Consider the following 24,335-nt stretch of genomic DNA (forward strand, 5'->3'; position numbering starts at 1 on the left):
CTGCTGGAGTCCGAAGAACGGATGTCGCATCCCTGGCGCTTGGGCTCGTTCCGTGATGCGACGGGCCGTCAGCCTTCCCACGCTGCCGGGCGGGGGGTGCGCCTGCGGCGGGCTTTGCCCCCACCCCGCCCCTTCCCGTAACCGGGGGCGCTGCCCCCGGACCCCCGCGCCTCAAACTCCCCCAGACTTCGTCCGGGGGGACCCCCAAGGGGCTGAAATGTGCGGCAGGGCCGCACATTCAGCCCGTCCGGCGTTTGAGGACATGCGGCCGAAGGTCGCATACGGGGTCCGGGGCGAAGCCCCGTCCGGGGTCTGGGGGCTTGCCCAGTTCGGGAAGGGGCGGGTGGGGGCAAAGCCCGCCGCAGGCGACTACACCCGCGCCAAGTCCCAGAAGTGGTCCACTATCCGGTCCAGGAAGTCCCGTCCCGGCTCCCCCGTGTCCACCGTCGTCGCGCCCCACGCGAGCGTCGCCACCATCCGGGACTGGTATGCGGAGTGCAGTTCCTCGAGCACGCCCTCAAGCTGCTCCCGCCGCATCGGCAGCATCTTGCCCACCGGGCGTACGTACGCCTGCCAGCGCGCCTTCACCGCGTCCCGCAGCAGTTCCGCGAGGTCCACGTCCCGGCCGGTCGCCGTGAGGAGTTCGCGGGGGCCGAGGTCGAGTACCTCGGAGAGCGCCGCGGTCTGGCGCTCGTTGCCGCGCCAGCGGCCCGAGTCCTCCATCCGCAGATACGAGCCCACATCCATGCCGACGAGACGCGCGAGTTCCTCCGGGGCGAGGCTGCGCGCCATCCGGTGCTCGCGCAGGGTGGTCGCCTCGGTGAGCAGATCGTGCGGCGCGCACCACAACACCCCCGCGAGCGCGGTCAGTTCGCGCGTGCCGGGGCTGGCGAGCCCCCGCTCCCACTGGACCACGACGTCGGGCGAGACATGGATCCCGTACTGGGCGCGAAGGCCGTAGGCGACATGGCCGGGGGCCATGCCGAGGGCTTCGCGCAGCCGGCGCGCGGCGGGGGCGTCGAAGGGCGGGGACGGGTTGTGGTGCACGCCGACACGCTAGGGGGCCGGAGGGGGCGGCGACTACGGTGCGTTCACCCAGAGCCACTTGTCGTAGGAACGTCCGAGCTGATCGTTACCACTTGGTAACGTCACGTGACGATACGGGGCGGCCACTCACCCCTTGACCGCCCCGCCCAGTGCGAACCCGCCGCCCAGCCTGCGGGCGATCAGTACGTACAGCACCAGCACCGGCGCCGAGTACAGGATCGAGAAGGCCGCGAGCTGGCCGTAGATCACTGAACCGTAGTTGCCGAAGAATGTGAAGATCGAGACGGACGCGGGCATCTGCTCGGGGGACAGGATCAGCATGAACGGTACGAAGAAGTTTCCCCAGAGCTGGATGAAGGTGTAGATCGTCACCACGGTCAGGCCCGGGCCCATCAGGGGCAGTACGACCCGGGTCAGAGTCTGCAGGTACGACGCGCCGTCCGTCCACGCCGCCTCCTCCAGGGCCACCGGGACGGCGTCCATGAAGTTCTTCATCAGCCAGATGGAGAAGGGCAGTTGGGAGGTGGCGAGGAAGAGACCGGTGCCGTACATCGTGTCGATCAGATTGACCTGTACGAACAGGCCGTAGACCGGGACCATGACCGCCGTGATCGGCAGACACGTCGTGAACAGGATCGTCAGCAGATACGGGCGGCTGAAGCGCGAGCGGTGTCGCGAGAGCGGATACGCGGCGAGCGCGGCGCACACCACCGTCAGCAGCGTCGCACCCCCGCACAGCAGCAGGCTGTTGAGCATCGGCGTGAAGGTGATCTCGTCGGTGAGCACCGCGTCGAAGTTGTCCGCGGTGAACGACGAGGGCGCCCGCACCCGCAGGTCCGCCTCCGCGTCCACCGAGGAGAGCACCAGCCACACCAGCGGCAGCGCGAAGGCCGCGGCCGTCCCCAGCAGCGCGCCGTCCGCGGCGAGCCGGGCGCGCGTGGCCCGGCGCATCAGACCTCCACCCGCATCAGCCGCAGATAGACGACCGAGAAGAGCGAGCCCACCAGCAGAAGCAGCAGTGCCACCGCCGTGCCGTAGCCGATCAGGCTCTTCTGGAACGCCTGGTCGTACATGAACACCGGCAGTGTCTGGCTGCGATTGCCCGGGCCGCCGCGCGTCATCGCCCAGATCAGCCCGAACACCGACAGCGTGGAGAGCGTGTTCAGCATCAGATTGGTGCCGATCGAACGGCGGATCATCGGCAGCGTGATGTGCCAGACGCGGCGCGGGCCGCTCGCTCCGTCGACCTCCGCAGCCTCCGTGATGTCGCGGGGGATCTCGGCCAGCGCGGCGGAGTAGATCAGCATCGAGAACGCGGTGCCGCGCCAGACGTTCGCGAACGACACCGCCAGGATCGGCAGCGTGAACAGCCAGTTCTGGGACGGCAGATGGAGCCAGTCGAGCAGGGCGTTCAGGGTCCCCTCGCGGCGGAAGAAGGTGTACAGCAAGAATGCCGCGACGATCTCCGGCAGCACCCAGGCGGTGATCACCAAGGTGCCCGTGAGGGTACGGACGGGACGGGAGGCCGTACGCATGAGACCCGCGAGGGCCAGCCCCAGGGTGTTCTGGCCGACGATCGCCGAGACGAAGGTGAAGACGAGGGTGAGCCAGACGGCATTGCGGAAACCGGCGTCGGAAAAGGCCCGGCGGAAGTTGTCCATGCCGACGAAGTCGGAGCCCGACGCGCCCGTCAGCTGGGTGTCGGTGAACGCGATCCAGACGCAGTAGCCGATCGGTCCCGCCAGGAAGAGCAGCAGCAGGATTGTGGCGGGGGCGATCGGCACCCACCGCCACAACCCCCTTCGCACGCTGCTCACTTGGTGGTGACCGCGCCGTCGACGATGGTCTTCAGCTGCTCGTCGTACTCCTTCGCCGCGTCCGCCGCCGATGCGTCACCCGTCGTCACCTTCTCCATCGCCTCGCCGATCGCCGTCGAGACCTGCGGATAGACGGGCAGCGCCGGACGGTAGTGGGTGTACTGCACGAGAGAGGTGAAGAAGTCGATGCCCGGCATGGACTTCAGATAGCGGGCGTCGGCGGCGACATCCTTGCGTACGGCGATCTGCGCGTCGACGATCGTCCACTGGACCGCGTTCGCCGGGGTCTGCATGGCCGTGATGAACTCCCAGGCCAGATCGGGGTTCTTGGCCTTCTGCGGGATCGCCCAGCTCCAGCCGCCCGACATGGACACCTGGCCCGGCGCCTGCCCGTTCTGCGTCGGCATCGGCGCCTGGCCCAGCTTCTTGTCCCACTGGGGCCACGGCTTGGCGCCCGATGCGAGCCAGTGCTGGCCCATCCAGGAACCGTCGAGGTCGATCGCCAGCCTGCCCTCCGGGAGCAGTTCCGTCGCCACCCGCGTGCCGATGTTGGGGTCGAGGGCGTCGGAGACGTCCGGGCCGAGCTTCTCCCCGTACACCGTGCGTACGAAGCCGAGTGCGTCGCGGAAACCCTTGCCGCCCGCGACCCACTTCTTGGCGGACGGGTCGTACAGCGGGTCGGCGCCGGTGCCGTACAGCAGCATCTCGAAGCCCTGCATCACCGCGGCCTCGCCGGGGCCCTTGCCGGTGTAGACGTTGAGCGGGATGACGCCCGGGACCTTCTGCTTGACCGTGCGGGCGGCGGTCAGGATCTCCGCCCAGTTCTTCGGCTGCCAGTCGGCGGGCAGACCGGCCTTCGCGAAGATCTCCTTGTTGAACCAGAGGCCGCGGGTGTCGGTGCCGTCCGGGATGCCGTACGTCCTGCCGTCCTCCGCCTTGGCCGCGGACTTCGCCGTCTCGACGAACTGGCTCCACTGGTTCCATTTCGGGAGGTAGTCGTCCAGCGGCTTCAAGTACCCGGCCTTGATGTCGGAGTTGATGCGGAAGGTGTCCTCGTAGACCAGATCCGGCGCGGTCTTGGGGGAGCGCATCATCTGCTGCGCCTTGGTGGCGTAGTCGTTGTCCGGGGCCTGGATCGGGACGAGCTTGACCTTCTTGCCCGGGTGGTCCTTCTCGAACTGCTTCTTCACCGACTCGAGGAAGGTGTCCTTGAAGCGGACCTTGTTGTCGGTGGAACGATTGTAGGCGACCTTGATGGTGTCCGGGTCGCTGCCGGAACTGCCGCCGCAGGCCGTGAGTGAGGCTGCGACGACAGCGGCTAACGGGACGAGGGCGAGTGGGGCGGTGGGGCGCACGGGCACGACCTCCTCGAAGCCACGGGGGCTGCCCGGTGACCGTAGGTCCGGCCCGTCAGCAGGGTCAATCCCCGTGCAGGGCACACCGGTTCAGCGGCCGGAAGTGATCCATCGGTACTGCAGCTCGGGACGCCCGATCTGTCCGTACTGCGGGCTGCGCGCGGCCCGGCCCTCGGTGACCAGATGCTCCAGATAGCGGCGCGCGGTGATCCGTGAGATGCCGACCGCCGTGCCCGCTTCGGTGGCGGTGAGTCCTGCGGCGGAATCGCGCAGCGTACGGGTGACCGCGGCGAGCGTGGGCGCGCTGAGGCCCTTGGGGAGCCCGCCGGCCTGGGGCGCGCGCAGCGCGCCGAGCGCCCGGTCCACCTCGTCCTGGCCGCTGGCCTCCCCGGCCGCGGCACGGAACTCGGCGTACCGGGTGAGCCTGTCGCGGAGGGTGGCGAAGGTGAAGGGCTTCAGGACGTACTGGACGACCCCGAGGGACACTCCTTCGCGCACGATCGTGAGGTCACGGGCGGAGGTGACGGCTATGACGTCGGCGGAGTGGCCGGCGGCGCGCAGGGACCGTACGAGATGGAGCCCGTGCCCGTCGGGCAGATACAGGTCGAGCAGCAGCAGATCGACGGCGGTCCGCTCCAGGACGCGAACGGCCTCGGACCGGGAGTGCGCGACCCCGGCGACGGCGAACCCGGTGACGCGGCCGACGTAGAGGGCGTGCGCGTCGGCGGCGACGGGGTCGTCTTCGACGACGAGGACGCGGATGGGGGCGGTGGTCATGCGACGACCCCCAGGGGGCGAGGCGCGCCGGGGCGGAGCGGCGCGGGCGTCGGCGGTGCGGGTGCCGCTGCGCGGGGCTTGTTCCCCACCCCGCCCTCCCCCAGAGCTTCGCCTGGGAGGTACCCCCATCCCGAACTGGGGCCCCGCCCCAGACCCCGCGCCTCAAACGCCGGCGGGGCTGAAATTTCCCGCCGGTCGGCACGAGGACTCGGGCCGACCGGCGGGAATCCAGCCCGTCCGGCGTTTGAGGACATGCGGCCGAAGGTCGCATACAGGGGCCCGGGGGCGGAGCCCCCCAGTTCGCGCCGCGAAGCGGGCGCCGGGGTCTGGGGGCTTGCCCCCAGTTCGGGATGGGGGTACCTCCCAGGCCAAGCTCTGGGGGAGGGCGGGGTGGGGACAAGGCCCGCCGCAGGCGCACCCTCGCTCATGCGCGTACCTCCGCAGGTCTCAGCGGCAGGCGTACGGTGAACTCCGCGCCGCCGTCCGGTCCCTCCGCCAGCCGCACCGCACCGCGGCTGCGGTGTGCCGCCTGCTTGACCAGGGCGAGGCCCAGACCGCGGCCCGCGCCGTGCGTGGACCAGCCGCGGCGGAAGACCTCGTCCGCGTCCGCCGGGTCGACTCCCGCGCCCGTGTCGGCGACCCGCAGCAGCAGTTCGTCGCACTCCGCGCGGGCCGTGACCGTGACCCGGGCACGCAGCGACCGCGTACCCGCCGCCTCCGACGCCGCGTCCACCGCGTTGTCGATCAGATTGCCCAGGATCGTCACCAGGTCGCGCGCCGGGAGCGACGGCGGCAGTAGGCCGTCGTCGATACGGCTGTCCTCCGCGAGCACCAGCTCCACGCCCCGCTCGTTGGCCTGCGCCGCCTTGCCCAGCAGCAGCGCGGCCAGCACCGGTTCGCCGACCGAGCCGACGACGCGGTCGGTCAGGGCCTGCGCGAGCTCGAGTTCCGCCGTGGCGAACTCGACCGCCTCGTCCGCGCGGCCGAGTTCGATGAGCGAGACGACCGTATGCAGGCGGTTGGCCGCCTCGTGCGCCTGCGAGCGCAGCGCCTGTGTGAAGCCCCGCTCGGAGTCCAACTCGCCCGAGAGCGCCTGGAGTTCGGTGTGGTCCCGCAGCGTGACCACCGTCCCGCGCTGCTCGCCCCCGACGACCGGGCTGGTGTTCACGACGATGACCCGGTCCGCGGTCAGATGGACCTCGTCGACCCGCGGCTCGGCCGACAGCAGCGCGCCGGTGAGCGGGGCGGGCAGGCCGAGGCTGTCCACCGGCCGGCCGACCACGTCCTCGTCGAGCCCGAGGAGTTCCCGGGCCCCGTCGTTCACCAGGGCGATCCGCCTCCGGCCGTCGAGCATCACCAGGCCCTCGCGCACGGCGTGCAGCGCGGCCTCGTGGTAGTCGTGCATCCGGCTCAGTTCGGCCGCGTTCATGCCGTGAGTATGCCGCCGCAGCCTCGCGTTGATCACGTACGTACCGAGGCCGCCCAGCGCGAGCGCCGCGCCCGCTACCCCGAGCAGCGCGGCGACCTGCTTGCTCACCTGCTCGCTGATCTTCTCGATGGTGATGCCCGCACTGACGAGGCCCGTGATCTTCCCGTTGTCGTAGACGGGCGCGACCGTCCGTACGGAAGGACCGAGCGTGCCCAGGTGCTTCTCGCTGTAGATCTTGCCCTTCAGTGCCTCGTCGATGCTCCCCAGATACGTCTTCCCGATCTGGCCCGGCTCCGGGTGCGTCCAGCGGGTGCCGTCCGGAGCCATGATCACCACGAAGTTGACGCCCGCGTCACGGCGCAGCCGTTCGGCGTACGGCTGGAGCTGCTCCGTGGGATGCGCGGAGCGCGCCGCGGCGACCACCGAGGGCGAGCGCGCGACGGCGGTCGCGGTGGCCCTGGACTGCCGGCGTGCGGTCTCCTCCGCCTGGGAGCGGTCGGTGATGTACGTGAAGAGCGCGCAGCCCGCCACGATCGCGGCCACCAGCACGACCTGCATGGCGAAGAGCTGGCCGGCGAGGCTGCGAGGACGGGGTATGCGCATGGACCAAGTCTGCCTGGCCGAAATCGCGTGAACGAAACGAACGTAAGGGTGACCGGGGTCACAGGGTGGGCGATAGTCACGGCATCCATAGGGACATGGATGAATTTCGAACAAGGAGGACCCCGTGGCTACAGGAGCCGTCAGGCGGGACCGTACGCACTATCTCTATATCGCCGTGATCATCGCGGTGGTGCTGGGCATCGCCGTGGGCCTGGCAGCCCCTGAGTTCGCAGTCGAGCTCAAGCCGCTCGGCACCGGCTTCGTGAACCTGATCAAGATGATGATCTCGCCGATCATCTTCTGCACGATCGTGCTGGGCATCGGCTCGGTACGCAAGGCCGCCAAGGTCGGCGCCGTCGGTGGCATCGCGCTCGGCTACTTCCTCGCCATGTCGATGGTCGCGCTCGGCATCGGACTGGTCGTCGGCAACATCCTTCAGCCCGGTGAGGGCCTCGCCCTGACCGACGCGGTCAAGGACGCGGGCCAGGGCCAGGTCTCGGCGGAGGCCAAGGACACGACGGAATTCCTGCTCGGGATCATCCCGACCACGATCGTCTCCGCCTTCACCGAGGGCGAGGTGCTGCAGACCCTGCTCGTCGCGCTGCTCGCCGGCTTCGCCCTGCAGGCGATGGGCTCGGCCGGTCAGCCGGTGCTGCGCGGTGTCGAGCACATCCAGCGCCTCGTCTTCCGCATCCTCGCCATGGTGATGTGGGCCGCGCCGATCGGCGCGTTCGGCGCGATCGCCGCGGTCACCGGGTCGGCCGGTCTGGACGCGCTCAAGAGCCTCGCCGTGCTGATGCTCGGCTTCTATGTGACCTGCTTCCTGTTCGTCTTCATCGTGCTCGGCACGCTGCTGCGCATCGTCGCGGGCCTCAATATCTTCACGCTCTTCAGGTACCTGGGCCGTGAGTTCCTGCTGATCCTGTCCACCTCCTCGTCCGAGTCCGCCCTCCCGCGGCTCATCGCGAAGATGGAGCACCTGGGCGTCAGCAAGCCGGTGGTCGGCATCACCGTTCCGACCGGCTACTCCTTCAACCTCGACGGCACCATGATCTACATGACCATGGCCTCGCTCTTCATCGCCGACGCGATGGGCAACCCCATGTCGATCGGGGAGCAGATCGCGCTGCTGCTCTTCCTCTTCGTCGCCTCCAAGGGTGCGGCGGGTGTCACCGGCGCGGGCCTGGCGACGCTGGCCGGCGGCCTGCAGTCGCACCGTCCCGAACTGGTCGACGGCGTCGGCCTGATCGTCGGCATCGACCGCTTCATGAGCGAGGCACGCGCCCTGACCAACTTCGCGGGCAATGCGGTGGCGACGGTGCTGGTCGGGACCTGGACGAAGGAGATCGACACGTCGCGGGTCGACGAGGTGCTGGCCGGGCGGATCCCGTTCGACGAGAAGACCCTGCTCGACGACGACACCCACGGTCAGGCCGGCGAAGCGGAGGTGCCGGAGCCGCGCGAGGAGGACGGGGTGCCGGTGAAGGTCTGAGGTCGTTGAGGGCCTGACACGAGCCGGGACCGGCGCGCATGGGGCGCCCGGTCCCGGCTTTTTGGCAGCCCCGGCCGGCCCCGGGCGGCAGCGCATACGGTGAGCAGGTGACTGATCCCGAGCAGGCGCACGTGCCCGATCCCGCGCCCCAGACCTGGCACCCGGCCGGCCCCGGTGTTCTGCGGCTTCCCTCCGGGCGGCTCGTCCGGGGGCGCGGCCTTCGCCATCCCCTGCCTGACGGGCCGCTGCCCGCGTACGGCGTCTATCTGCTCGGGAAGCCGCCTCCCCAAGTCCCCTGGGAAGCCCGGTGGTTGCGCTGGCCGGACTTCCGGCTGCCCAGCAGCCGGGCCGATGCCCGTGCGGTCCTCGCCGAGGCGTGGGAGCGTGCCGCGGACGAACGCGTCGAGATCGCCTGCGGTGGCGGTCGGGGGCGCACCGGTACCGCGCTCGCATGTATCGCCGTTCTCGACGGGGTTCCGGCCGAGGCGGCGGTGGACTTCGTACGACGGAACTACGATCCCCGCGCCGTGGAAACCCCCTGGCAGCGCCGCTACGTCCGCCGCTTTTCCGGCTGACGTGAGCGGCGCGGCCAGGGTGCGGTCATTGCTGGATCGGATTGCCGTCCGTCCCGCAGATGTACCCCGCGACAATGCAGTTGGCCACCCGGCGCTTCAGCTCACCGTCGTCCCAGGCGTTGAAGAAGTCGCCGTGGAAGGTGTAGCCGGGCTGATCGGTGACATTGACGCCGTTCCTCGTGCCGGCGAGCGTCAGACCGCCGCCGTTGACCGGCCAGGTGATCAGCAGCTCGAGGCGCGGTACGACCACGGGGTGCGAGGCGGGACAGGTCTGCCCCACCGCGTACGCCATATGGTCCCGGTGGTTGGCGCTGTCCAGGTTCTTCCCGTCCCAGCAGGTGGGGAAGTCCAGATAGTTCTCCAGCTTGGTGCCGGGCGGGCAGTTGATGAACTCTCGGCTGGATTCCGGGCGGCCCACGCAACTCCAGCGCGCGGCCGGGTTCTGGTCGGGGGACGTGGCCAGGGCGTTGCCGACGACGTACCGCAGACCGCGCGGATGGGACACGGCCCGGGTGTGGTCGGTGATGCCCTGGTAGTAGACGGTGACCCGCTCGGGGGCCACGGGGGCTCCGTTCTTGTAGAGGGTGGGGGTCCAGTACGAGGAGAGGTCCACGGCGGGGGTGCAGTTGGTGGTGCCGGCGGCCAGCGACTGGAGCGTCGAGGACGCGCCTGCCGTGTGGTTCCCGTAGAACTCGTGGATGTGCGAGCGGCCCGCCTGGCCGGGGAAGACGATCGGGTCGTCGCCCTGCCGGTGGCTGGAGAAGCAGTCCGCGCGGAATTCGCTGCCGCGCACCGGGGCCGCCGCCTGGGCGACGATCGCGGCTGACTGCTCGGCGGTGAAGGTGTACGCGTGCCCTGAGTGACCGGTGTGTGCTGACTGAACTGCGTGCCCTGTGTGGCTCGGGGCGGCATCAGGGGCCGCTGCTTCGGTACCTCTCGCGGTCACCCATCCCGCCGTGACCAGGAAGATCACGGCGGCGGTGCTCGCGAGCAGTCGGCGGAGCATGGTCGGGTCCTCCTTATCGGTCAGTCGAAGGGGATGCGTACGACGGACTGGTTGCCGACACCGAGCGTGCTGGCGCCGTTGCCGATCGCGCTCCAGACCTCGATCCGCACCGTTCCGCCCGCCAGGTCGCCGAGCGCTCCGGTGGCCGACTTGAGGCCTCTGGCCTGGGTGTAGTGCTCATAGCCCGGGAGGGGATCCGTGGCGAAGTAGTTGTACGTCTCCGTCCGGTCCCAGGTGCCGTCGCTCGTACGGTCGTAACTCACCCTGACCTGCTGGCCGTTGGCGACCGTGGAGCTCGCGTCGACGAAGAGGTCGAACTGGGTCGCGCCGCCGTTGTGTCTGCGGGTGATCCCGGTCGAGGTGAAGACCTGCGGATTGTGCGGGGTGCCGTCGTAGTTGGCGCCGCCCGCCGATGCCAGGCTCACCGTCGCGGCCGATGCCGCCGGATCGCCCGCGCCGCCTCCCGTACGCAGATACAGCTGCGAGGAGCCGGACGGCGGCGGGGTGGTGGGTGGCGGGGTGGTGGGCGGGGTGCTCGGGTCCGAGGCGCCCTTGGTCCACACGGCGACGTAGTCGACGAGCATCGGGCGGCCGGGGACGGTCGCGGCGGTGGGGGTCTTGCCCGCGAGCGCGTCCGGGAAGGCGCCGCCGATCGCGAGGTTCAGCAGGATGAAGTAGCCCGCGTGGCTGGTCATGTTCGCCCAGGTCCCGGCGTCCACGCGGTTCTCGGCGACGCTGTGGAAGAGCTGGTCGTCCACGTACCAGCGCAGCTCATTGGGGGAGACGGCGCGGTCCCACTCGAAGCGGTAGGTGTGGAAGGCGGACTGGCAACTGGCCCCGGGGCAGGCGCGGTTGTTGGCGATGCCGCTGGTCTCGTTGCAGGGGCCGCCGGGGTTGACGCCGCAGTGGAGCACGCCCCAGACGGAGTTGATGCCGTTGACGTTCTCCATGATGTCGAACTCGCCGATGGAGGGCCAGTTCCAGTAGTTGCCGCGGTAGGGGGAGCCCAGCGCCCAGAACGCGGGCCAGTAGCCGAGTGCGGCCTGCCCGGTGACATTGGGCATCTGGATACGGCTCTCGATGCGCAGGGTGCCGCCGGCGGGTGCCTTGAAGTCGGCGCGCTTGGTCTCGATACGGCCGGAGGTCCAGTTGCCCGCGCCGTCGCGCAGTGGCGTGATGCGCAGGTTGCCGCTGCCGTCGAGGGAAAGGTTGTCGGGGTTGTCGGTGTAGTTCTGGATCTCTCCGGTGCCCCAGTTGCCGGGCCCGCCGGGGTAGGCGTGGCCGAGGTCGATCTGCCAGTTGGCGGCCGAGGGCAGGGTGCGGTTGGCGCCGTTGAAGTCGTCGCTCCACTGGAGGTTCCAGCCGGGCGTGGGGGGTACGTCGCCGCGCGCCTGCCCGGCGCCGGTGACGGCGATGAAGCCGGCGAGGGCGACGGCCAGGGCGACGACGACGGTGAGCAGGGGGGTGCGTCTGATGCGGCTCGTGCTCAAGGAACACCTCCGGGAGGGTGGTGCCACGGGTCGGTGAGAGCGCTCTCAGAGAGTTTTGTAGATGTAGACACTGCGGCCGTCAATGGCTGCGCATCCTTAACTTCCTGAATGTAGAGGCCAGTTGGAACGCCTGCCTGGTGGGAGGGGCCGGGCCCGGTCCCCGACCGGAAGCTGTCCATCCGGTGAGTTACGGGAACCGCCGCCCGCGGCGTCCAGGGCCGCGCGGTCCGGCTCGCTCAGGGGCAGGTCCGCGGTCGCCGCCGAGTCGCGGATGCTCTGCGGGCCGCCCGAACCCGGGATGTCCGGGCGAACCGCCGACCGATCGAGCGCGCGGGGGCCGTTCGCATCGTCCGGAGGTTCCGCCCGGCACCTAACACCTTTGCCGACGCCGTCGGCGAAGGCGCGTCAGTGGTGGTCGCCGTGCCGGCCGAGGGTCTCCACGGGGGTCGCGCCGGGGCGGGTCCACTGCGGCACGGGCCGGCTGGTCGGGCCCCAGGTGGCGTTCCCGTCCGCGTCCGAGCGCCAGTACCAGCAGGCCTGGCGGCCCTCGGACGGGTACCCCTCGCGGACATCGCCGATCACGGGCCAGCCCTCGGGGTTGTCCTCCCACGCCTCGCCGCGGCCGTAGGGCGTCATGTCGAGCAGGCCGAAGGACCCGTTGACCGGCTCGTTGCCACGGCCCGTCGTGGAGTAGGTGAGGAACACGCGATCGCCGTCGCGAAGGAAGCAGGTGAGGTAGCCCATGCTGCCGCCGACCGGCTCGTCCACACCGCGCACCGAGTACCAGGGCTGGGTGTAGCCCATGAACTCGACGTAGGAGGCCACCTCGTCCCACGGGCCCGTGGTCAGGACGGCGAACGAGACGCCCCGGGCGTTGAGGTAGACGGCGTCCTTCGCGTGCCAGGCCGTGGTGGTGCAGCCCTCGCACTGCCCCTGGTGCGGCGCGCCGTCGTACCACATGTGCTTGTAGACCACGAGCTCGTCGCGACCCTGGAACAGGTCGAGGAACGGGACCGGCCCGTCAACGCCGGTGACCTCGACCGTGCCGTCGAACTCGACCATCGGCAGCCGCCGCCGGGCCGCGGCGATCGCGTCGCCCTCGTGGGTGTGCGCCTTCTCGCGGACCAGCAGCTCCTCGCGCGCCGCCTGCCAGGTGGACAGGTCGACGACCGGCGGCTTGCCGGGGAGGTCGCCGCTCGCGTTGCCGGGCGTGGTCGTCATGGTGTCCTCCGTGGTGTCTCGCGCTGGGCAGCGTCGTACGACGTCCTACGACGCTCACCAGGACAGACCCGCGACCCGGCCTGAACTCATCGCGGCAGGGTGGCGCCGTCGGCCGAGCCTGCACGGACCACGTCGGGCTGACAAGTTCACAGACTCGCCCCTAGGCCGAATGGCCTCCCCGGTTGCCCGCTCCCCACCCCCGCCGCAGTGTTACCGGCGTACCAGTCCCCTCCCCGCCCGGGGGCTCTCGGCGAGGACTCATCATGCAAGAACGCCTGGCGCTGCACCCGGTGTCTGCCCCCGTACGGGGGCGCCCTCGATGGACGACAGGGGGCCGTCCGCTCCCGTGGCTGCTGACCGTCGCGGTGGCTTTCACCGTCGCTCAGCTGATCCTGGTGGTACCCGGCTCCGGGCTCGGCTGGGACGAGACCGTCTACGTCAGCCAGGTCGGAGGCAATGCCCCGCCCGCGTACTTCAGCGCGCCCCGAGCGAGGGGGATCTCCTACCTCGTCGCTCCGGTGGCTTCCCTGACCGCCTCCACCACCGCGATCCGGGTCTATCTGGCCCTACTGTCCGGCTGCGGACTGTTCGCCTGCCTGTGGATCTGGCGCAGGCTGGTGCCCGTCGCTGTGCTCGGCTGCGCGGGCGCGGTGTTCTCCTTCCTGTGGATCACCCTGTTCTACGGCCCCCAGGCCATGCCCAATCTGTGGTGCGCGCTCGGGGCCCTGGCCGCCGTCGGCTGGTTCCTTCGAGCCGTGGCCCGTCCCGGGGAACGCAGGGCGGTGATCGGTGTCGGGTCCGCCGTAGCCGTCGTGGTGCTCATGCGCCCTTCCGACGGGCTGTGGCTGACGCTCCCGCTGGGCGCTGCGGCCCTGCTCGTTCCGGGGTGGCGCCGTCCGGCGGTGTTCGCCGCGGTCACGATCGGGCTCCTGGTCGGGGCAGTGCCCTGGGTCGTCGAGGCGTACGCGCACTACGGCGGTCTGGGCGCACGGCTCCACCGGGCGAGCGAGATCCAGGGCGGCCTGGGCTGGCACATGGCTGTGGACGACCAGGTGCGGGCGCTGGACGGGCGTTCGCTGTGCCGCCCGTGCGACGTGCCCTGGAAGCATCCGGCGGCGGCGGCATGGTGGTTCGCGCTGCCGGTGCTCACGGTCGCGGGCATCGCATCGGCGTTCCGCGCGGACCGGGTCTCCCGCGCACCCTGGAGTTCGGGCTCGTGGGCGGGCTCCCGCACACACCGAGGCGCAGCCGCTCTGCTGGCGACCTGCACTGCCGCATCGCTCGCGGTGCCGTACCTCTTCCTCATCGACTACGCCGCGCCGCGCTTTCTCCTTCCCGCCTACGCGCTCCTATCGCTGCCGGTGGCGGAATGCCTCGTCTTCCTGGCCGTCTTCCTGGTCACCGGCGTCCGGCCATCACTGCGGCCGGTCGGCGCCGGAGTCCTCGCCCTGGCCCTGACCGGCCACCTCGCGGTCCAGTACGGAGTGCTCCGCCACATGCTGGAGGTCAACCACTCCCTGCGTGCGCACTACTCGGCGATCGCCGCCGGGCTGCACCGGCTGGGCGTGCGCCCGCCCTGCATGGTCAGCGGCCAGGATGCCGTCCCCATCGCCTATTACGCGGGATGCACCTCCCGCCAGCCCGGCGGCCATGACGCCAGCATCACGCCCGGCGGCATCGAGGCCGCCGCACACCACATGCCGGTGGCCGTCGTCGTGGCGGGCGGCAACGCTCCACCGCCGTACGCGCGCACCTGGCGGGCCACGGCCCTGCCTCATGTACGCGGCCGGGAAACCTACCGTGTCCACCTGCCGCCCACCCTCGTCGGCCCGCAGCCGGAGAAGGAGGCATCACGATGACCCAGGCAAGCGGCGGCCCCGAGCGCACTCGCACCAATCGCGCCCGCCTTGCCCATAAGATCCGTTATGCCGCGCGCCGTCCCGACCGCATCTGGCCCTACCTGCGCCGACTGGGCCGCGACTGGAAGCTGCGGCTGACCAGTCGCGACCATGTGGCCTACTACAGAGCCGTGATGAAGGCCGACGCCGCCAGAAGTCCGGCGGCCGCGGTCGGCAGCGCCTCGTACGAGAGATGGCTCGCGCTCGGCCAGATGCAGTTCGACTACCTGGTACGGCACGGTCTCACGCCCAGCGACCGGATGCTGGAAATCGGCTGCGGCAACCTGCGCGCCGGCTGGCGCTTCATCGACCACCTGGACACCGGCCACTATCACGGCATCGACATCTCCCCCGACATCCTGCTGGCCGCCGGAGACACGCTGGCGCAGCGCGGTCTCCAGGACAAGCTCCCCCACCTGAGCCTCGTCCGCGATCTGCGGATGGCCACCCTGCCCTCGGGGCACTTCACGGTGGTGCACGCGCACAGCGTGTTCTCGCACTCCCCGATCGAGGTCATCGACGAGTGTCTGGCGCATGTGGGCCGTGTGATGGCACCGGACGCGTTCTTCGACTTCACCTTCAACCGAACCGAAGGCAAGGAACACCATGTCCTGCGCGAGGACTTCTACTACCGCACCGGAACGCTGATCGAGCTGGCCGAGAGCCATGGTTTCGCCGCCCGCTTCATGGACGACTGGGAGCAACTCAAGCACAAGCAGTCCAAGATCCGTCTCACCACCTTGCCTTGACGCCGAGGTCAAGGAATACCGTCGGGGACATGCGAATCGGCGAGCTCGCGGAACGGGCCGGAACCACCACCCGCACCCTGCGCTACTACGAGTCCCGCGGGCTCCTGCCCGCCCGGCGCGCGGTGAACGGCTACCGGACGTACGACGAGGACGACCTGCGACTGCTCCAGCAGATCCGGACCCTGCAGGACTTCGGGTTCGACCTGGAGGAGACGCGGCCGTTCGTCGAGTGCCTGCGCGCCGGGCACCCGGCCGGGGACTCCTGTCCCGCCTCGATCGCCGTCTACCGCGCCAAGCTCGGCGAGCTGGACACGCTCATCGAGCAACTCAGGTCGGTACGCGCCCAGGTCGGCGCCCAGCTTGCCCGCGCCGAGGCGGAGCTGCCGGGCGGGCCCGAGCCGCTGTGCGAGCTGACCCATGTGACCGACGGAGGGGAACACGAATGATCCACGCAGCAGGCGTCGCCGAAGTGACGGACGCCGATTTCGACGACGAGGTCCTCAGGGCCGACCGCCCGGTCCTGGTGGAGTTCACGGCCGACTGGTGCGGCCCGTGCCGCCAACTCGCTCCGGTGCTCAGCGCCTTGGCGAGCGAGGAGGCCGACAGGCTCAAGGTGGTCCAGCTCGATGTGGACACCAACCCGGAGATCACGACGCGGTACGCCGTGCTGTCGATGCCGACGCTGATGGTGTTCCGCGAGGGCGAAACGGTGAAGTCGATGGTGGGCGCCCGTCCCAAGCGCCGGCTGCTCCAGGAGCTGGAGGACGTGATCCAGCCTCACTAGTTCGGCGAACTCCAGGACTCAGTCATCCGGCCCCGGCTGCTCAGGGCGCGGGCTTGCCGGGAACGGCGAACACTGAACGGCAGGCCGCGATCGCCAGCGGGTCGATCGACGGCGGGGGTGCCGCGCCCGCCAGCAGATGCCGGTGCACAGCGGCGTAAACGACGTCGACCAGCGCGAACGTCACCCGCTCGAGCGCCTCACCGGACTCGTGTCCGTACCGCTTCCGGGCGTGGGCGCGAAGGGCCCGCGCCGCGCCGTCGTTGAGAGTCGACAGCTCCGGCCCCAGTTCGTCGGGCCACCGCGCGACCAGGTCCTCGCGGCGGTGGAGCAGTAGAACGCGGGCTTCGTCCGGGCGCTCCCGGACCCAGGCCAGTGCCTGGAGCACCGCCCCCTCGGCCGCCTCGTCGATGTCGTCGGCGGACATCGCGTCGAGGAAGACGGCCTGGAATCGTCGGACGGCGCGCAGCCACAGCCGCGCCAGGAGCAGGTCCCGGGAGGCGAAACGGTGGTACACGGAGCCGACTGGCGCACCGGCACTCTCGGCCACCGCCGACATGGTCACCGACGCGGCACCCCGCTCAGCGGCGATCCGCATCGCGGCGTCGAGGAAGTCCTCGTCGGCGAACTTCGGCTTTCGTCCCATGTGGGCATTCTATGGGTTGACGCGTTCTAGAGCGCTGGTTCTAGAATGGCCTCATGGATAAGACGGCAACGCCGGCAACGGAGAGGACCGCTTCGATGACCACAGCGCAGCAGCCCGAGACTCAGCAGCCCACCGATCTGCTCGCGCTCGCGGTGGCCACGGCCAGGAGGAACCCCTACGGCTTTCTCGCCAGCGCCGACGACGCGGGGCGCCCGCACGTGCGCCTGACGCAGCACCTCGCCGTCGACGACGACGCGACGGTGTGGATCGGCACCAGCCCGCGCTCACGCAAGGTCGCCGATATCGCAGGCGCACCCGAGGTCGGCTACGCGATCGAGGACCGTGCCGCGCTCTCGTACGTCACGCTCTACGGGCGGGCGCGGCTGGTCGACGACCGGGCGAGGTGCCTCGAACTGTGGGACGACGAACTCGGCCTCCGGTTCTTCCCGGACGGGCCGACCGGCGGCGACTTCGCCCTGCTGGAGCTGGTTCCGCACCGCATCGAGCTGGTGGACTTCACCGCGCGGGTCACTCCCGAGCCCTACGGACTGGTCCCCGCGGTGATCGAGAAGACGGAGGCTGGGTGGGAGCCGAGGATCGCGCAACGCGCCACGGACCAGGGCGCCGGAAGCCGCGCGTAGGACCGCGACGGCCCTTACGCCACCCTCGGCCGGGGGCACAGCGCGCGGCGCAGAGCCGATCCGCGGATCGCGCGCCTGATCGACGAGGCCCGGGCGACTGCCGGAGGGTGGTGCCGGTCGTGCCAGACGCGGTGATCAGCGCCATTCCCCCAGGTGTCAGATGGGGAGTTGCCACGACAATCCGGAGGGCTCGCCCAGCCAAACGGTTTGTGTGTCGTCCGTGACGGTCATGCCGAAGGCGGACTGATCGGGTGCACCTGCCTCCTGCCATGTCGTCAGCACGTCTTCCACCTGGTCCCACAGGCGCAGCGGCCCGTGTTGGTGCACGGTCCAGCCGTCTCCCGCCGGTTCCGTCCATGACTGGGAACCAGTGGCCACGTCCACGAGGATCACGCTGTCTCCGATGGAGACGAGTTCAGCGGACGGGGCGGCGAGCTGGGCGAGGAAGTGTCCGGTCCAGTTCTCGATGAGGGCCGGGTCGACGAGGGTGGCACGGGTGGTGCCGGGGTGCAGGACGAGTTGCGGCCTGGGCGGCCGCTCGTGCGGGCGGGCGAGCATATAGCCGATGGTTTCGCCGGTGAAGCGTCCCGTCGCGGCGCCGTCATCGTCCATGGTGAGTCGGATCAGGCCGGACGCGAGCATCCATCCGCTGATGGTGGTGGTGATGGTGCCGCCGTCGCGGAGTTGCCACAGCCACGAGCGGGGGATGCTGCGCACCGAGCATGTGGCCACGATGGCGTCGTAGTCCGCGCCGTCCTTGTGCCCTTGGAGGCCATCGCCGTTGACGAGGGTGGGAGAGAAACCGGCGTCGTGGATGCGGTGGGCGGCCAGCGCCGCGAGTCCGGGATCGTATTCGACGGAGAACACCAGCCGTTCCCCCATCCGGTGGCAAAGGATCACGGTGGAGTAGCCGGTACCGGTGCCGATCTCCAGGACCTTGTCGCCGTCGCGCAGGCCCGCGAGTTCGAGCATCCGCACGACGAGGGACGGCAGCGTGCTGGACGAGGTCGGCCGCCCCGCCAGCGGGCCGGGCGCGTCAGCGGCGTCGATGCCGTCGACCTGCGTGACCCATGTGGTGTCGGAGTAGACCAGGCGCAGCCAATCGTCGACGCCGAGCGGGTCGCGGTGTACGGGCTCCCACTGGGCGCCGGAGGGCCGGTAGAACGAGGGGCCCAGGAAGAGTTCCCGGGGCGTGCTCTCGACGGCGGCACGCCATGCGGGGTCGGTGAGGTGGCCGCGTTCGGCGAGGGTGGCTGCGAGTTCGCGGCGAAGGGCGGCGGCGGTCGTTGTCATGTTTCGGCACCTGGGGGGTTGTGGAGCTGGTCGGCGATGGCAGCGGTGATCCGATGGGTGATGGAGTCGGGGAACCATGCCCATTGGCCGTTGGGGTTGCACTCGTAGAACCACCATCGGCCTTCCGCGTCCAGCCCGAAATCGAAAGCGCCGAATGTCAGACCGAAGGCGTCGAGGTAGGCGCGTACGCCCTTGGCCACGTCCGGGGGAGCATCATCCAGCTTGTACGTGAGAGCTTCGTAGTGACGTCGCCAGTCCACGCCGGGCGAGCCGTCGATGCGAACGGGGAACAGGCGCCGGCCGACGACCGTCATCCGGATGTCGGCGACCTTGTTCACGCGCTGCTGGAACAGATGCGCTGTGTGCGCTACGCCGTCGCCGATGCTCTCGGCGCTCACCTCGTCGATCCAAACGGTGAGCGCGTGGCCGGTCTCATCGAGGTAGTCGGTTTCCCTTAACGGCTTGTAGATCACGGGACCATGCGCGTCGGCGAACCGGCGTGCCCGGTCAGGGTCGTTGGTGATGAGGGTCGGCGGCACGCTCAGCCCGCAGCGTGCGGCCGCCGCGAGCTGTGCGGGCTTGTACTCGGCATCCCGGTTGCGCCAGGGGTGATTCACATAGTGCGCACCCGGCAGAGCGCCCAGAATCCCGCCGAGCCCGTACCGGGCCTCTTCAGCGCACCAGCGGCCATCCTGCCCTTCGATGCCGTAGGGGGCGGCGTACATGCCGGGGCGACGCCAGTACACCGACCGCACGCCGCCGATCTCCATGGCCCGGGTGGCCGTGCGTAGAAGGCCCGACAGCCCGCAGGAGTCGATTGCTGTGGTCATGGTGACGCTGTCTGGAAAGTTGCCGGGGTCGAGACGGACCACGGGCTGCTTGCGCCGGTTCAGTTCGCTGATAACTGTGTCGGCGGTGACGTCGTCCAGACGGGTCACGACGAGCACAGGCGAGTTGCCGCCCGGCATCAGTCGGAGTCTCCGGACTGGTCACTGCCCTGGTCGGAGTTGCCGTCAAGGCTCGTCCTCGTCGAGGTCTCCTTCGAGGTCTCCGACCGCTTGTGCCGGTCCAGCATCGGCACGCTGTCTCCGTCCTCGGTGATCCACTGGCCTGTCTGCGCGTCCGGGTCAAGGACGATCGCGGCGCACGGGAGAACGGTGGAGGCCGGGAAGGGCTTCATACGGGTGAGCCCCCAGGGTGCTACGGCGGTAGTCGTCATCGTTGTTCACCTTCCGTGGTGGTGACGCTGGAAACTGGGTGGGGAGGGGGCGGAGCGCTTCGGTGGGCACGTCGAACTCGGCCCACACCTTTTTGCCGTTGGCGGTGGGCTCCCAGCCGTTGCGTGCGGCGAGTAACTCCACCAGGGCCAGACCCCGGCCGGCCTCGTCGTCACCGGTCGCGCACTCGCGTCTGGGCTCGTCCGCGTTGCCGTCGTGAACGACAAGGAGGAGACGGCCGTCGGCGTAGTACAGCCCGACCGTGGCGAACCCGCCGCCGTGCACGACGGCATTCGTGATCAGCTCCGAGGCGACCAACTTCACGCTCTCCCGCAGCTCTTCGTCCAGCGGTACTCCCCACGTACGGACGTGGGTGATGACGCGGGCGCGGGCGAAGGCGACGGCGGATGGATCACCGGGTACGACGATGCGGGCGCGGCGGGTCAAGGAGGACTCCTCGCAGGGGTGGGGGAGCGTGGTGTGGTTGACCGATGACTCTGGGTGGCTGGTAGTCATTCAACGGGGGTACACCGAACGAGAGAACGGTCCATGCTGGTAAGTCCGTTGAATGCGTTGAATGCCAGGGGAGCTGGAATGGGACGCACGCCGAACACGGCCCTCGCCGCCTTGATGGCTGAGGCCGACTGGGGAAATGGGCAGCTCGCGCGAGCAGTGAACCGTGCCGGTGCGGAGGCGGGCCTCACCCTGAACTACGGGGCCAGCACTGTGACGTACTGGCTCAAGGGCGCGCTCCCGAAGGAGGCCGCCCGGCCGGTCGTCGTCGAAGCGCTCTCCCGCCGGATCCGGCGGCCGATCACCTGCGCAGAAGCCGGATTCCCTGGCCACACCACGGACAACGTCGCCAATCTGGCCGATCTCGTAAGGGGCGATATGGACCCATCACGACGCGGCGTGCTCTCGGCCGGGCTGTATTCGGCGGCGATGATGGTGCCGCGGTTCTCCGACGTGGGTGACCGGCTCGATGCCTCCGACGAAGACATCAAGGCCGGGCGTACGGTCCGGATCGGACCTGGTGAAGTCGCGACGGTCCAGAAGATGACCGACCACATCGCGGCGATTCTCGACGACCTCGGCGGTGGCCATGCGCGGCCGATGGCGGCTGCGTTCCTCGCGAACACCGTCCTGTCGTGGATGGACGCCGATGCCACGCTGAAAGTGCGTGACGACATGCTCGCCGCTGCCGCCGACTTCGTGTATCTCACGGGGTGGATGGCCATGTACGAGCGGGCGCACGGCCTTGGGCAGAAGTATTTCGTTCAGGCCCTCGACCTTGCGAAAGACGCACGGGATCACGTCACTTACTGCCGCACCCTGAGGGGCATGGCTCTCCAAGCCTCGAATCTCGGGTACGGGCCGAAGGCGCTGGAGTACGCGGATTCCGCGGCGGAAGCGGCACCTGCCGCCGGCCCGAGGCTGACTGCATTTCTCCGGGGTCAGCAGGCCCACGGTGCGGCGATGGTGAAGGACCGGCGCCAAGCGTTCAGTCGCCTGCGCGAAACCGAGACGGCCTTGGCCAAGGCGGACGGCCGCAACGACGCGGTGGGCGGCTACGACCAGGCTGCCTATCAGTTCCACGTCTCCCATGTCCTGTACGAGTTGGGAGACCTTCCCGGATCGATCCAAGCCATGCATCAGTCCAATCGGGCCCGGCCCGCGAACGAGCGTCAGGGTCGAGTTCACGCGAACGGCGTTCTCGCTTCCCAGCAGTGGGAATTCGGGCACATCGAAGCCGCATGCGCAACGTGGGACAGGTTCCTCGACGACTACACGGCGCTGTCCACGGCGCGGGGGGACGAGCATTTCGCCACGCTACGAAAGGCTGTTCGGGCCCAGCCGAACAGCCGGGTCGTGCGGCAACTCGACGAGCGCGTCCGGGTGGTGGCACGGCAGAAAGCCGGCTGACATCCGACCAGTTCTGCCGCTGGGGCTCCTCACCGGACAGGCTCCAGGCCCGCCCTTCCGCTCGGCGGGAGCGCGAGCAGCGTGAAGAGGCGGTCGGCCGCGGCGCCCCGGCGTACCACCAGCAGTGCGGCGAGGGCGACGGCGACCGGGACGCCGAGCCACCAACCCAGCAGGTGGACAAGGACGGAGGCGCCCACCGCTGTGCCGAGTGCCAGGCCGAAGACCGCTCCCAGTACGGTGCCGAGGATGCGGAGCCGGCCCGTCACCGGTGCGGTGGCCTGGCGCTGGCCGGACCGGAGCCAGTGGACCATCAGGGACAGCATCACCGGAACCAGCACGATTCCCATCCCGTAGAGCGTCAGCGCGACCGGCGAGGTCAGCCAGTCGCCCATGCGCGACAGAGCTTCCCCAGGGCCTGGTTGCGTCGGCCAGGTTGCGAACGTCTCCCGGTCGGCGGAGAAGAATCGCTGGTACCCGCGGCCGTCCCACCCGTGGACGAGGATGAAGAACATGCCGGTGTATCCGACCCCGGCCTGGAGGAAGGCCGCGTATGCCCGGCCGGAGGCGATGAGGCGCGCCGCGACCCAGTAACCGAGCACGCCCTGGCTGACGTTCGTCGCGGCGAACAGGGCGACCAGCCAGGCGGGCAGCGAACCGTGCCCGTCCGCGGCCTGCATCGTCTCCCAGTCCGGGAAGCCCCACAGCAGCCACGCACCGCTGGGCGCGAACAGCACCGCGCAGTACAGGACGGTCGCCATCAAGTACGGGTCCGACCACGGGCCGGCGTGACGCGCGGAGCCGGTCCTGCTCCTGAGTTGATGCGTGGCGGCGGTCGCGAAGCTCGCGCCGATTCCGTAGGACCAGAAGACATCGACCTGAACCATCGTGCTCTCCTCTCCGGAATGACACGTCATTCCGTTCTGAAGGCAGAAGCAGTGCAGAAGTAGGCAGAAGAAGTTGAGCGGTCCTGCGGTCCTGCGTCTCAGGGGGAGCCGAGGCCGTCAAACATGAGTGTCTCCACCGTGCCAATCCACGGCTCCCGCATGGCATCGGGGTCCTGTGCGTGCAGGAGCCGCACCGCCCCGGTCACGATCATTCCGTTGACCGCGAGCCCGACCACCTGCGCGTCCACGTCTCGGCGCAGGAAGCCGCGGTCCTGTCCGTTACGGATGAAGGCGGCGGTGTACTCCGCCGCCGCTTCCATGGCCCGGCCGGCCAGATCCGGCTCGGCCCGGTCGATGGTGATGGCGTCGTAGAACAGGATGTGGCACAGCGCGGGTTCCGCGGCGACGAGGTCGAACAGCTTGTGGCCGATGCGCCTGACCTGTTGTCTGTACTGCGGCAGTGTCTCGCAGGAGCCGGGATCCTCGTCGGAGAGGGCGTCCATCACCTGGCCCAGTGCGCGCGACACAACGCTGCGCGCGATGTCCTCCTTGTTCTTGAAGTACCGGTAGAACGTGCCGTGTCCGGCCCCGAGCTCCTGGGCGATGTCGGAGATGCCGGTCGCGTGGTAGCCGCGCTCGGCGAACACCTTTCCCGCCGCGCGCAGTATCGCGTCGCGCTTGTCGACAACACCCCTGGGCACGGTCGCACCCTCCCTCGGCGGAATGACATGTCATTCTCAAACCGGCGGTCGACTCCCGTCAATACCCCTGCGTGCACCGGAAGTTGGCGGTCCTTCAGCGACGGTGCCCTCCTCGTCCCGCAACACCAGCAGATCGCGCACGTCCTGCCACGCCGCCCCGCTCAGCAGCGGGCGCCACCTGGTGAACAGCCCCAGCAGCTCCCCGCTCCACTCCGCCCGGAACGTGTCGTTCACCCGCGCCAGGTCGAGTTCGTTGGCCGCCGTCAGTTCGGCGAAGTCCTGCCGTCGGCCCAGCGGCGGCGTATACGTCCCGCCCGCGAAGCGGTCCCGGAAGGCCGCGTCCTCGTCCGCGAGCGTCCCGTACGACACCTCGCGGTCGCAGCTCGCGTAGAAGTACACGAGCTCCTCCGCCTCCGTGCCGATCACCGCCGCGAGCTCCGAACGCCGGTCCAGCGGCAGCAGGGCGTTCGCGAAGCCGTTCGTGCCGTAGAACGCGTGGCACAGGCCGGCCAGCTGCAGTTCAGGCCGCGCACCCCACTCCGACAGGCGCTGCCGGACCCGGTCCAGGTGGGCGAGCAGTGTCCCGCCCGGATGTTCCATCCCCTCGGCGCCGTGCTCACGCAGCAGGGCGACCGCTTCCCTCGTGCTACCCGGTATGTCCATGGGCAGAAAAATACCCCGGAACCGAATTGACGACCGGGGTCATTCTCTGCGTATATTAAGTGTTTCCGTGTTCGCGTACTTTGAATAGCACGGAGAAGCTCAATAAAGGCACTGTATCGCGTCAGGA

Annotated in this window: 25 protein-coding genes; 8 read left to right on the forward strand and 17 right to left on the reverse strand. The window is 69.6% G+C overall.

Translation table 11 applies throughout. The features are described 5' to 3' along the window. Positions 1-369: 369 nt before the first annotated feature. The 6 genes from OOK40_RS29795 to OOK40_RS29820 form a co-directional block, all read right to left on the reverse strand. Positions 370-981 carry a helix-turn-helix transcriptional regulator gene (locus OOK40_RS29795; protein WP_266487740.1) on the reverse strand — a complete coding sequence of 204 codons (612 nt, stop codon included), beginning with the start codon at positions 979-981 and terminating at the stop codon, positions 370-372. Positions 982-1,173: 192 nt separating this feature from the next. Continuing rightward, positions 1,174-1,998 carry a carbohydrate ABC transporter permease gene (locus tag OOK40_RS29800; RefSeq protein WP_266487555.1) on the reverse strand — a complete coding sequence of 275 codons (825 nt, stop codon included), beginning with the start codon at positions 1,996-1,998 and terminating at the stop codon, positions 1,174-1,176. Beyond that, on the reverse strand, positions 1,998-2,864 hold the full coding sequence (locus OOK40_RS29805) for a carbohydrate ABC transporter permease (RefSeq protein ID WP_266487556.1): 867 nt from the start codon (positions 2,862-2,864) through the stop codon (positions 1,998-2,000). Before OOK40_RS29805 ends, OOK40_RS29800 begins: the two co-directional genes overlap by 1 nt. Beyond that, positions 2,861-4,219 carry an ABC transporter substrate-binding protein gene (locus OOK40_RS29810; RefSeq protein WP_266487558.1) on the reverse strand — a complete coding sequence of 453 codons (1,359 nt, stop codon included), beginning with the start codon at positions 4,217-4,219 and terminating at the stop codon, positions 2,861-2,863. Before OOK40_RS29810 ends, OOK40_RS29805 begins: the two co-directional genes overlap by 4 nt. A gap of 90 nt (positions 4,220-4,309) precedes the next feature. Further along, positions 4,310-4,996, reverse strand: a complete 687-nt coding sequence (locus OOK40_RS29815; protein WP_266487559.1) for a response regulator — start codon at positions 4,994-4,996, stop codon at positions 4,310-4,312. A gap of 424 nt (positions 4,997-5,420) precedes the next feature. Next, the gene (locus OOK40_RS29820) at positions 5,421-7,028 is read right to left on the reverse strand and encodes a sensor histidine kinase (RefSeq protein ID WP_266487560.1); all 1,608 of its coding nucleotides are present in this window, start codon (positions 7,026-7,028) and stop codon (positions 5,421-5,423) included. 124 nt (positions 7,029-7,152) lie between these two features. Between OOK40_RS29820 and OOK40_RS29825 the strand changes: the two genes are divergently transcribed. Beyond that, a complete protein-coding gene (locus tag OOK40_RS29825) occupies positions 7,153-8,520 on the forward strand; it encodes a cation:dicarboxylase symporter family transporter (RefSeq protein WP_266487562.1) in 1,368 nt (455 codons plus the stop codon). Positions 8,521-8,651: 131 nt separating this feature from the next. After that, positions 8,652-9,095, forward strand: coding sequence for a protein-tyrosine phosphatase family protein (locus OOK40_RS29830; RefSeq protein ID WP_266487742.1), 444 nt, complete (start codon positions 8,652-8,654; stop codon positions 9,093-9,095). A gap of 25 nt (positions 9,096-9,120) precedes the next feature. Here OOK40_RS29830 and OOK40_RS29835 read toward each other — a convergent pair whose 3' ends face one another. The 3 genes from OOK40_RS29835 to OOK40_RS29845 all read right to left on the reverse strand — a co-directional run bounded on the left by OOK40_RS29835 (position 9,121) and on the right by OOK40_RS29845 (position 12,812). Beyond that, on the reverse strand, positions 9,121-10,101 hold the full coding sequence (locus OOK40_RS29835) for a DUF1996 domain-containing protein (protein WP_266487563.1): 981 nt from the start codon (positions 10,099-10,101) through the stop codon (positions 9,121-9,123). A 20-nt stretch (positions 10,102-10,121) separates the two neighbouring features. Continuing rightward, positions 10,122-11,591, reverse strand: a complete 1,470-nt coding sequence (locus OOK40_RS29840) for a glycoside hydrolase family 16 protein (RefSeq protein ID WP_266487565.1) — start codon at positions 11,589-11,591, stop codon at positions 10,122-10,124. 405 nt (positions 11,592-11,996) lie between these two features. After that, entirely contained in the window at positions 11,997-12,812 is an 816-nt protein-coding gene (locus OOK40_RS29845; protein ID WP_266487567.1) for a DUF899 domain-containing protein, read from the reverse strand. A 263-nt stretch (positions 12,813-13,075) separates the two neighbouring features. On the opposite strand from OOK40_RS29845, the gene OOK40_RS29850 reads away from it, so the two are divergent. From OOK40_RS29850 to trxA, 4 genes are read left to right on the forward strand one after another with little or no spacing between them, the layout of a single operon-like run. Further along, on the forward strand, positions 13,076-14,671 hold the full coding sequence (locus OOK40_RS29850; protein ID WP_266487569.1) for a hypothetical protein: 1,596 nt from the start codon (positions 13,076-13,078) through the stop codon (positions 14,669-14,671). Further along, on the forward strand, positions 14,668-15,459 hold the full coding sequence (locus OOK40_RS29855; protein ID WP_266487590.1) for a class I SAM-dependent methyltransferase: 792 nt from the start codon (positions 14,668-14,670) through the stop codon (positions 15,457-15,459). Before OOK40_RS29850 ends, OOK40_RS29855 begins: the two co-directional genes overlap by 4 nt. A 29-nt stretch (positions 15,460-15,488) precedes the next feature. After that, positions 15,489-15,905, forward strand: a complete 417-nt coding sequence (locus OOK40_RS29860; RefSeq protein WP_266487592.1) for a MerR family transcriptional regulator — start codon at positions 15,489-15,491, stop codon at positions 15,903-15,905. Next, positions 15,902-16,243 carry a thioredoxin gene (gene trxA, locus OOK40_RS29865; protein ID WP_266487594.1) on the forward strand — a complete coding sequence of 114 codons (342 nt, stop codon included), beginning with the start codon at positions 15,902-15,904 and terminating at the stop codon, positions 16,241-16,243. The genes OOK40_RS29860 and trxA overlap by 4 nt, the downstream gene beginning before the upstream one ends. A gap of 40 nt (positions 16,244-16,283) precedes the next feature. Here trxA and OOK40_RS29870 read toward each other — a convergent pair whose 3' ends face one another. Further along, positions 16,284-16,886 carry a TetR/AcrR family transcriptional regulator gene (locus OOK40_RS29870; RefSeq protein ID WP_266487596.1) on the reverse strand — a complete coding sequence of 201 codons (603 nt, stop codon included), beginning with the start codon at positions 16,884-16,886 and terminating at the stop codon, positions 16,284-16,286. A 95-nt stretch (positions 16,887-16,981) separates the two neighbouring features. Here OOK40_RS29870 and OOK40_RS29875 point away from each other — a divergent pair, with 95 nt between their 5' ends. Next, complete coding sequence (locus OOK40_RS29875) at positions 16,982-17,527, forward strand: pyridoxamine 5'-phosphate oxidase family protein (RefSeq protein ID WP_266487598.1); 546 nt, start codon at positions 16,982-16,984, stop codon at positions 17,525-17,527. Between the two features lie 156 nt (positions 17,528-17,683). On the opposite strand, the gene tgmC is transcribed toward OOK40_RS29875, so the two are convergent. The 4 genes from tgmC to OOK40_RS29895 are packed head-to-tail and all read right to left on the reverse strand — an operon-like array spanning position 17,684 to position 20,484. Then, a complete protein-coding gene (gene tgmC, locus OOK40_RS29880; protein WP_266487600.1) occupies positions 17,684-18,820 on the reverse strand; it encodes an ATP-grasp peptide maturase system methyltransferase in 1,137 nt (378 codons plus the stop codon). After that, entirely contained in the window at positions 18,817-19,788 is a 972-nt protein-coding gene (tgmB, locus tag OOK40_RS29885) for an ATP-grasp ribosomal peptide maturase (protein WP_266487602.1), read from the reverse strand. Before tgmB ends, tgmC begins: the two co-directional genes overlap by 4 nt. Next, positions 19,788-20,039: a putative ATP-grasp-modified RiPP gene (gene tgmA, locus OOK40_RS29890; protein WP_266487608.1), complete on the reverse strand. Its 252-nt coding sequence runs from the start codon at positions 20,037-20,039 to the stop codon at positions 19,788-19,790. The genes tgmB and tgmA overlap by 1 nt, the downstream gene beginning before the upstream one ends. Then, the gene (locus OOK40_RS29895) at positions 19,948-20,484 is read right to left on the reverse strand and encodes an ATP-binding protein (protein WP_266487744.1); all 537 of its coding nucleotides are present in this window, start codon (positions 20,482-20,484) and stop codon (positions 19,948-19,950) included. The genes tgmA and OOK40_RS29895 overlap by 92 nt, the downstream gene beginning before the upstream one ends. Positions 20,485-20,631: 147 nt before the next feature. Here OOK40_RS29895 and OOK40_RS29900 point away from each other — a divergent pair, with 147 nt between their 5' ends. Continuing rightward, entirely contained in the window at positions 20,632-21,960 is a 1,329-nt protein-coding gene (locus OOK40_RS29900) for a hypothetical protein (RefSeq protein WP_266487610.1), read from the forward strand. Between the two features lie 29 nt (positions 21,961-21,989). Here OOK40_RS29900 and OOK40_RS29905 read toward each other — a convergent pair whose 3' ends face one another. The 3 genes from OOK40_RS29905 to OOK40_RS29915 form a co-directional block, all read right to left on the reverse strand. Continuing rightward, positions 21,990-22,844: a hypothetical protein gene (locus tag OOK40_RS29905; protein ID WP_266487612.1), complete on the reverse strand. Its 855-nt coding sequence runs from the start codon at positions 22,842-22,844 to the stop codon at positions 21,990-21,992. A 98-nt stretch (positions 22,845-22,942) separates the two neighbouring features. After that, positions 22,943-23,545 carry a TetR/AcrR family transcriptional regulator gene (locus OOK40_RS29910; RefSeq protein WP_266487613.1) on the reverse strand — a complete coding sequence of 201 codons (603 nt, stop codon included), beginning with the start codon at positions 23,543-23,545 and terminating at the stop codon, positions 22,943-22,945. 36 nt (positions 23,546-23,581) lie between these two features. Further along, positions 23,582-24,208 carry a DUF6817 domain-containing protein gene (locus OOK40_RS29915; RefSeq protein ID WP_266487614.1) on the reverse strand — a complete coding sequence of 209 codons (627 nt, stop codon included), beginning with the start codon at positions 24,206-24,208 and terminating at the stop codon, positions 23,582-23,584. Positions 24,209-24,335: the final 127 nt, after the last annotated feature.

It is taken from the genome of Streptomyces sp. NBC_01481 (assembly GCF_026339995.1).
In the GTDB taxonomy this organism is placed as follows: domain Bacteria; phylum Actinomycetota; class Actinomycetes; order Streptomycetales; family Streptomycetaceae; genus Streptomyces.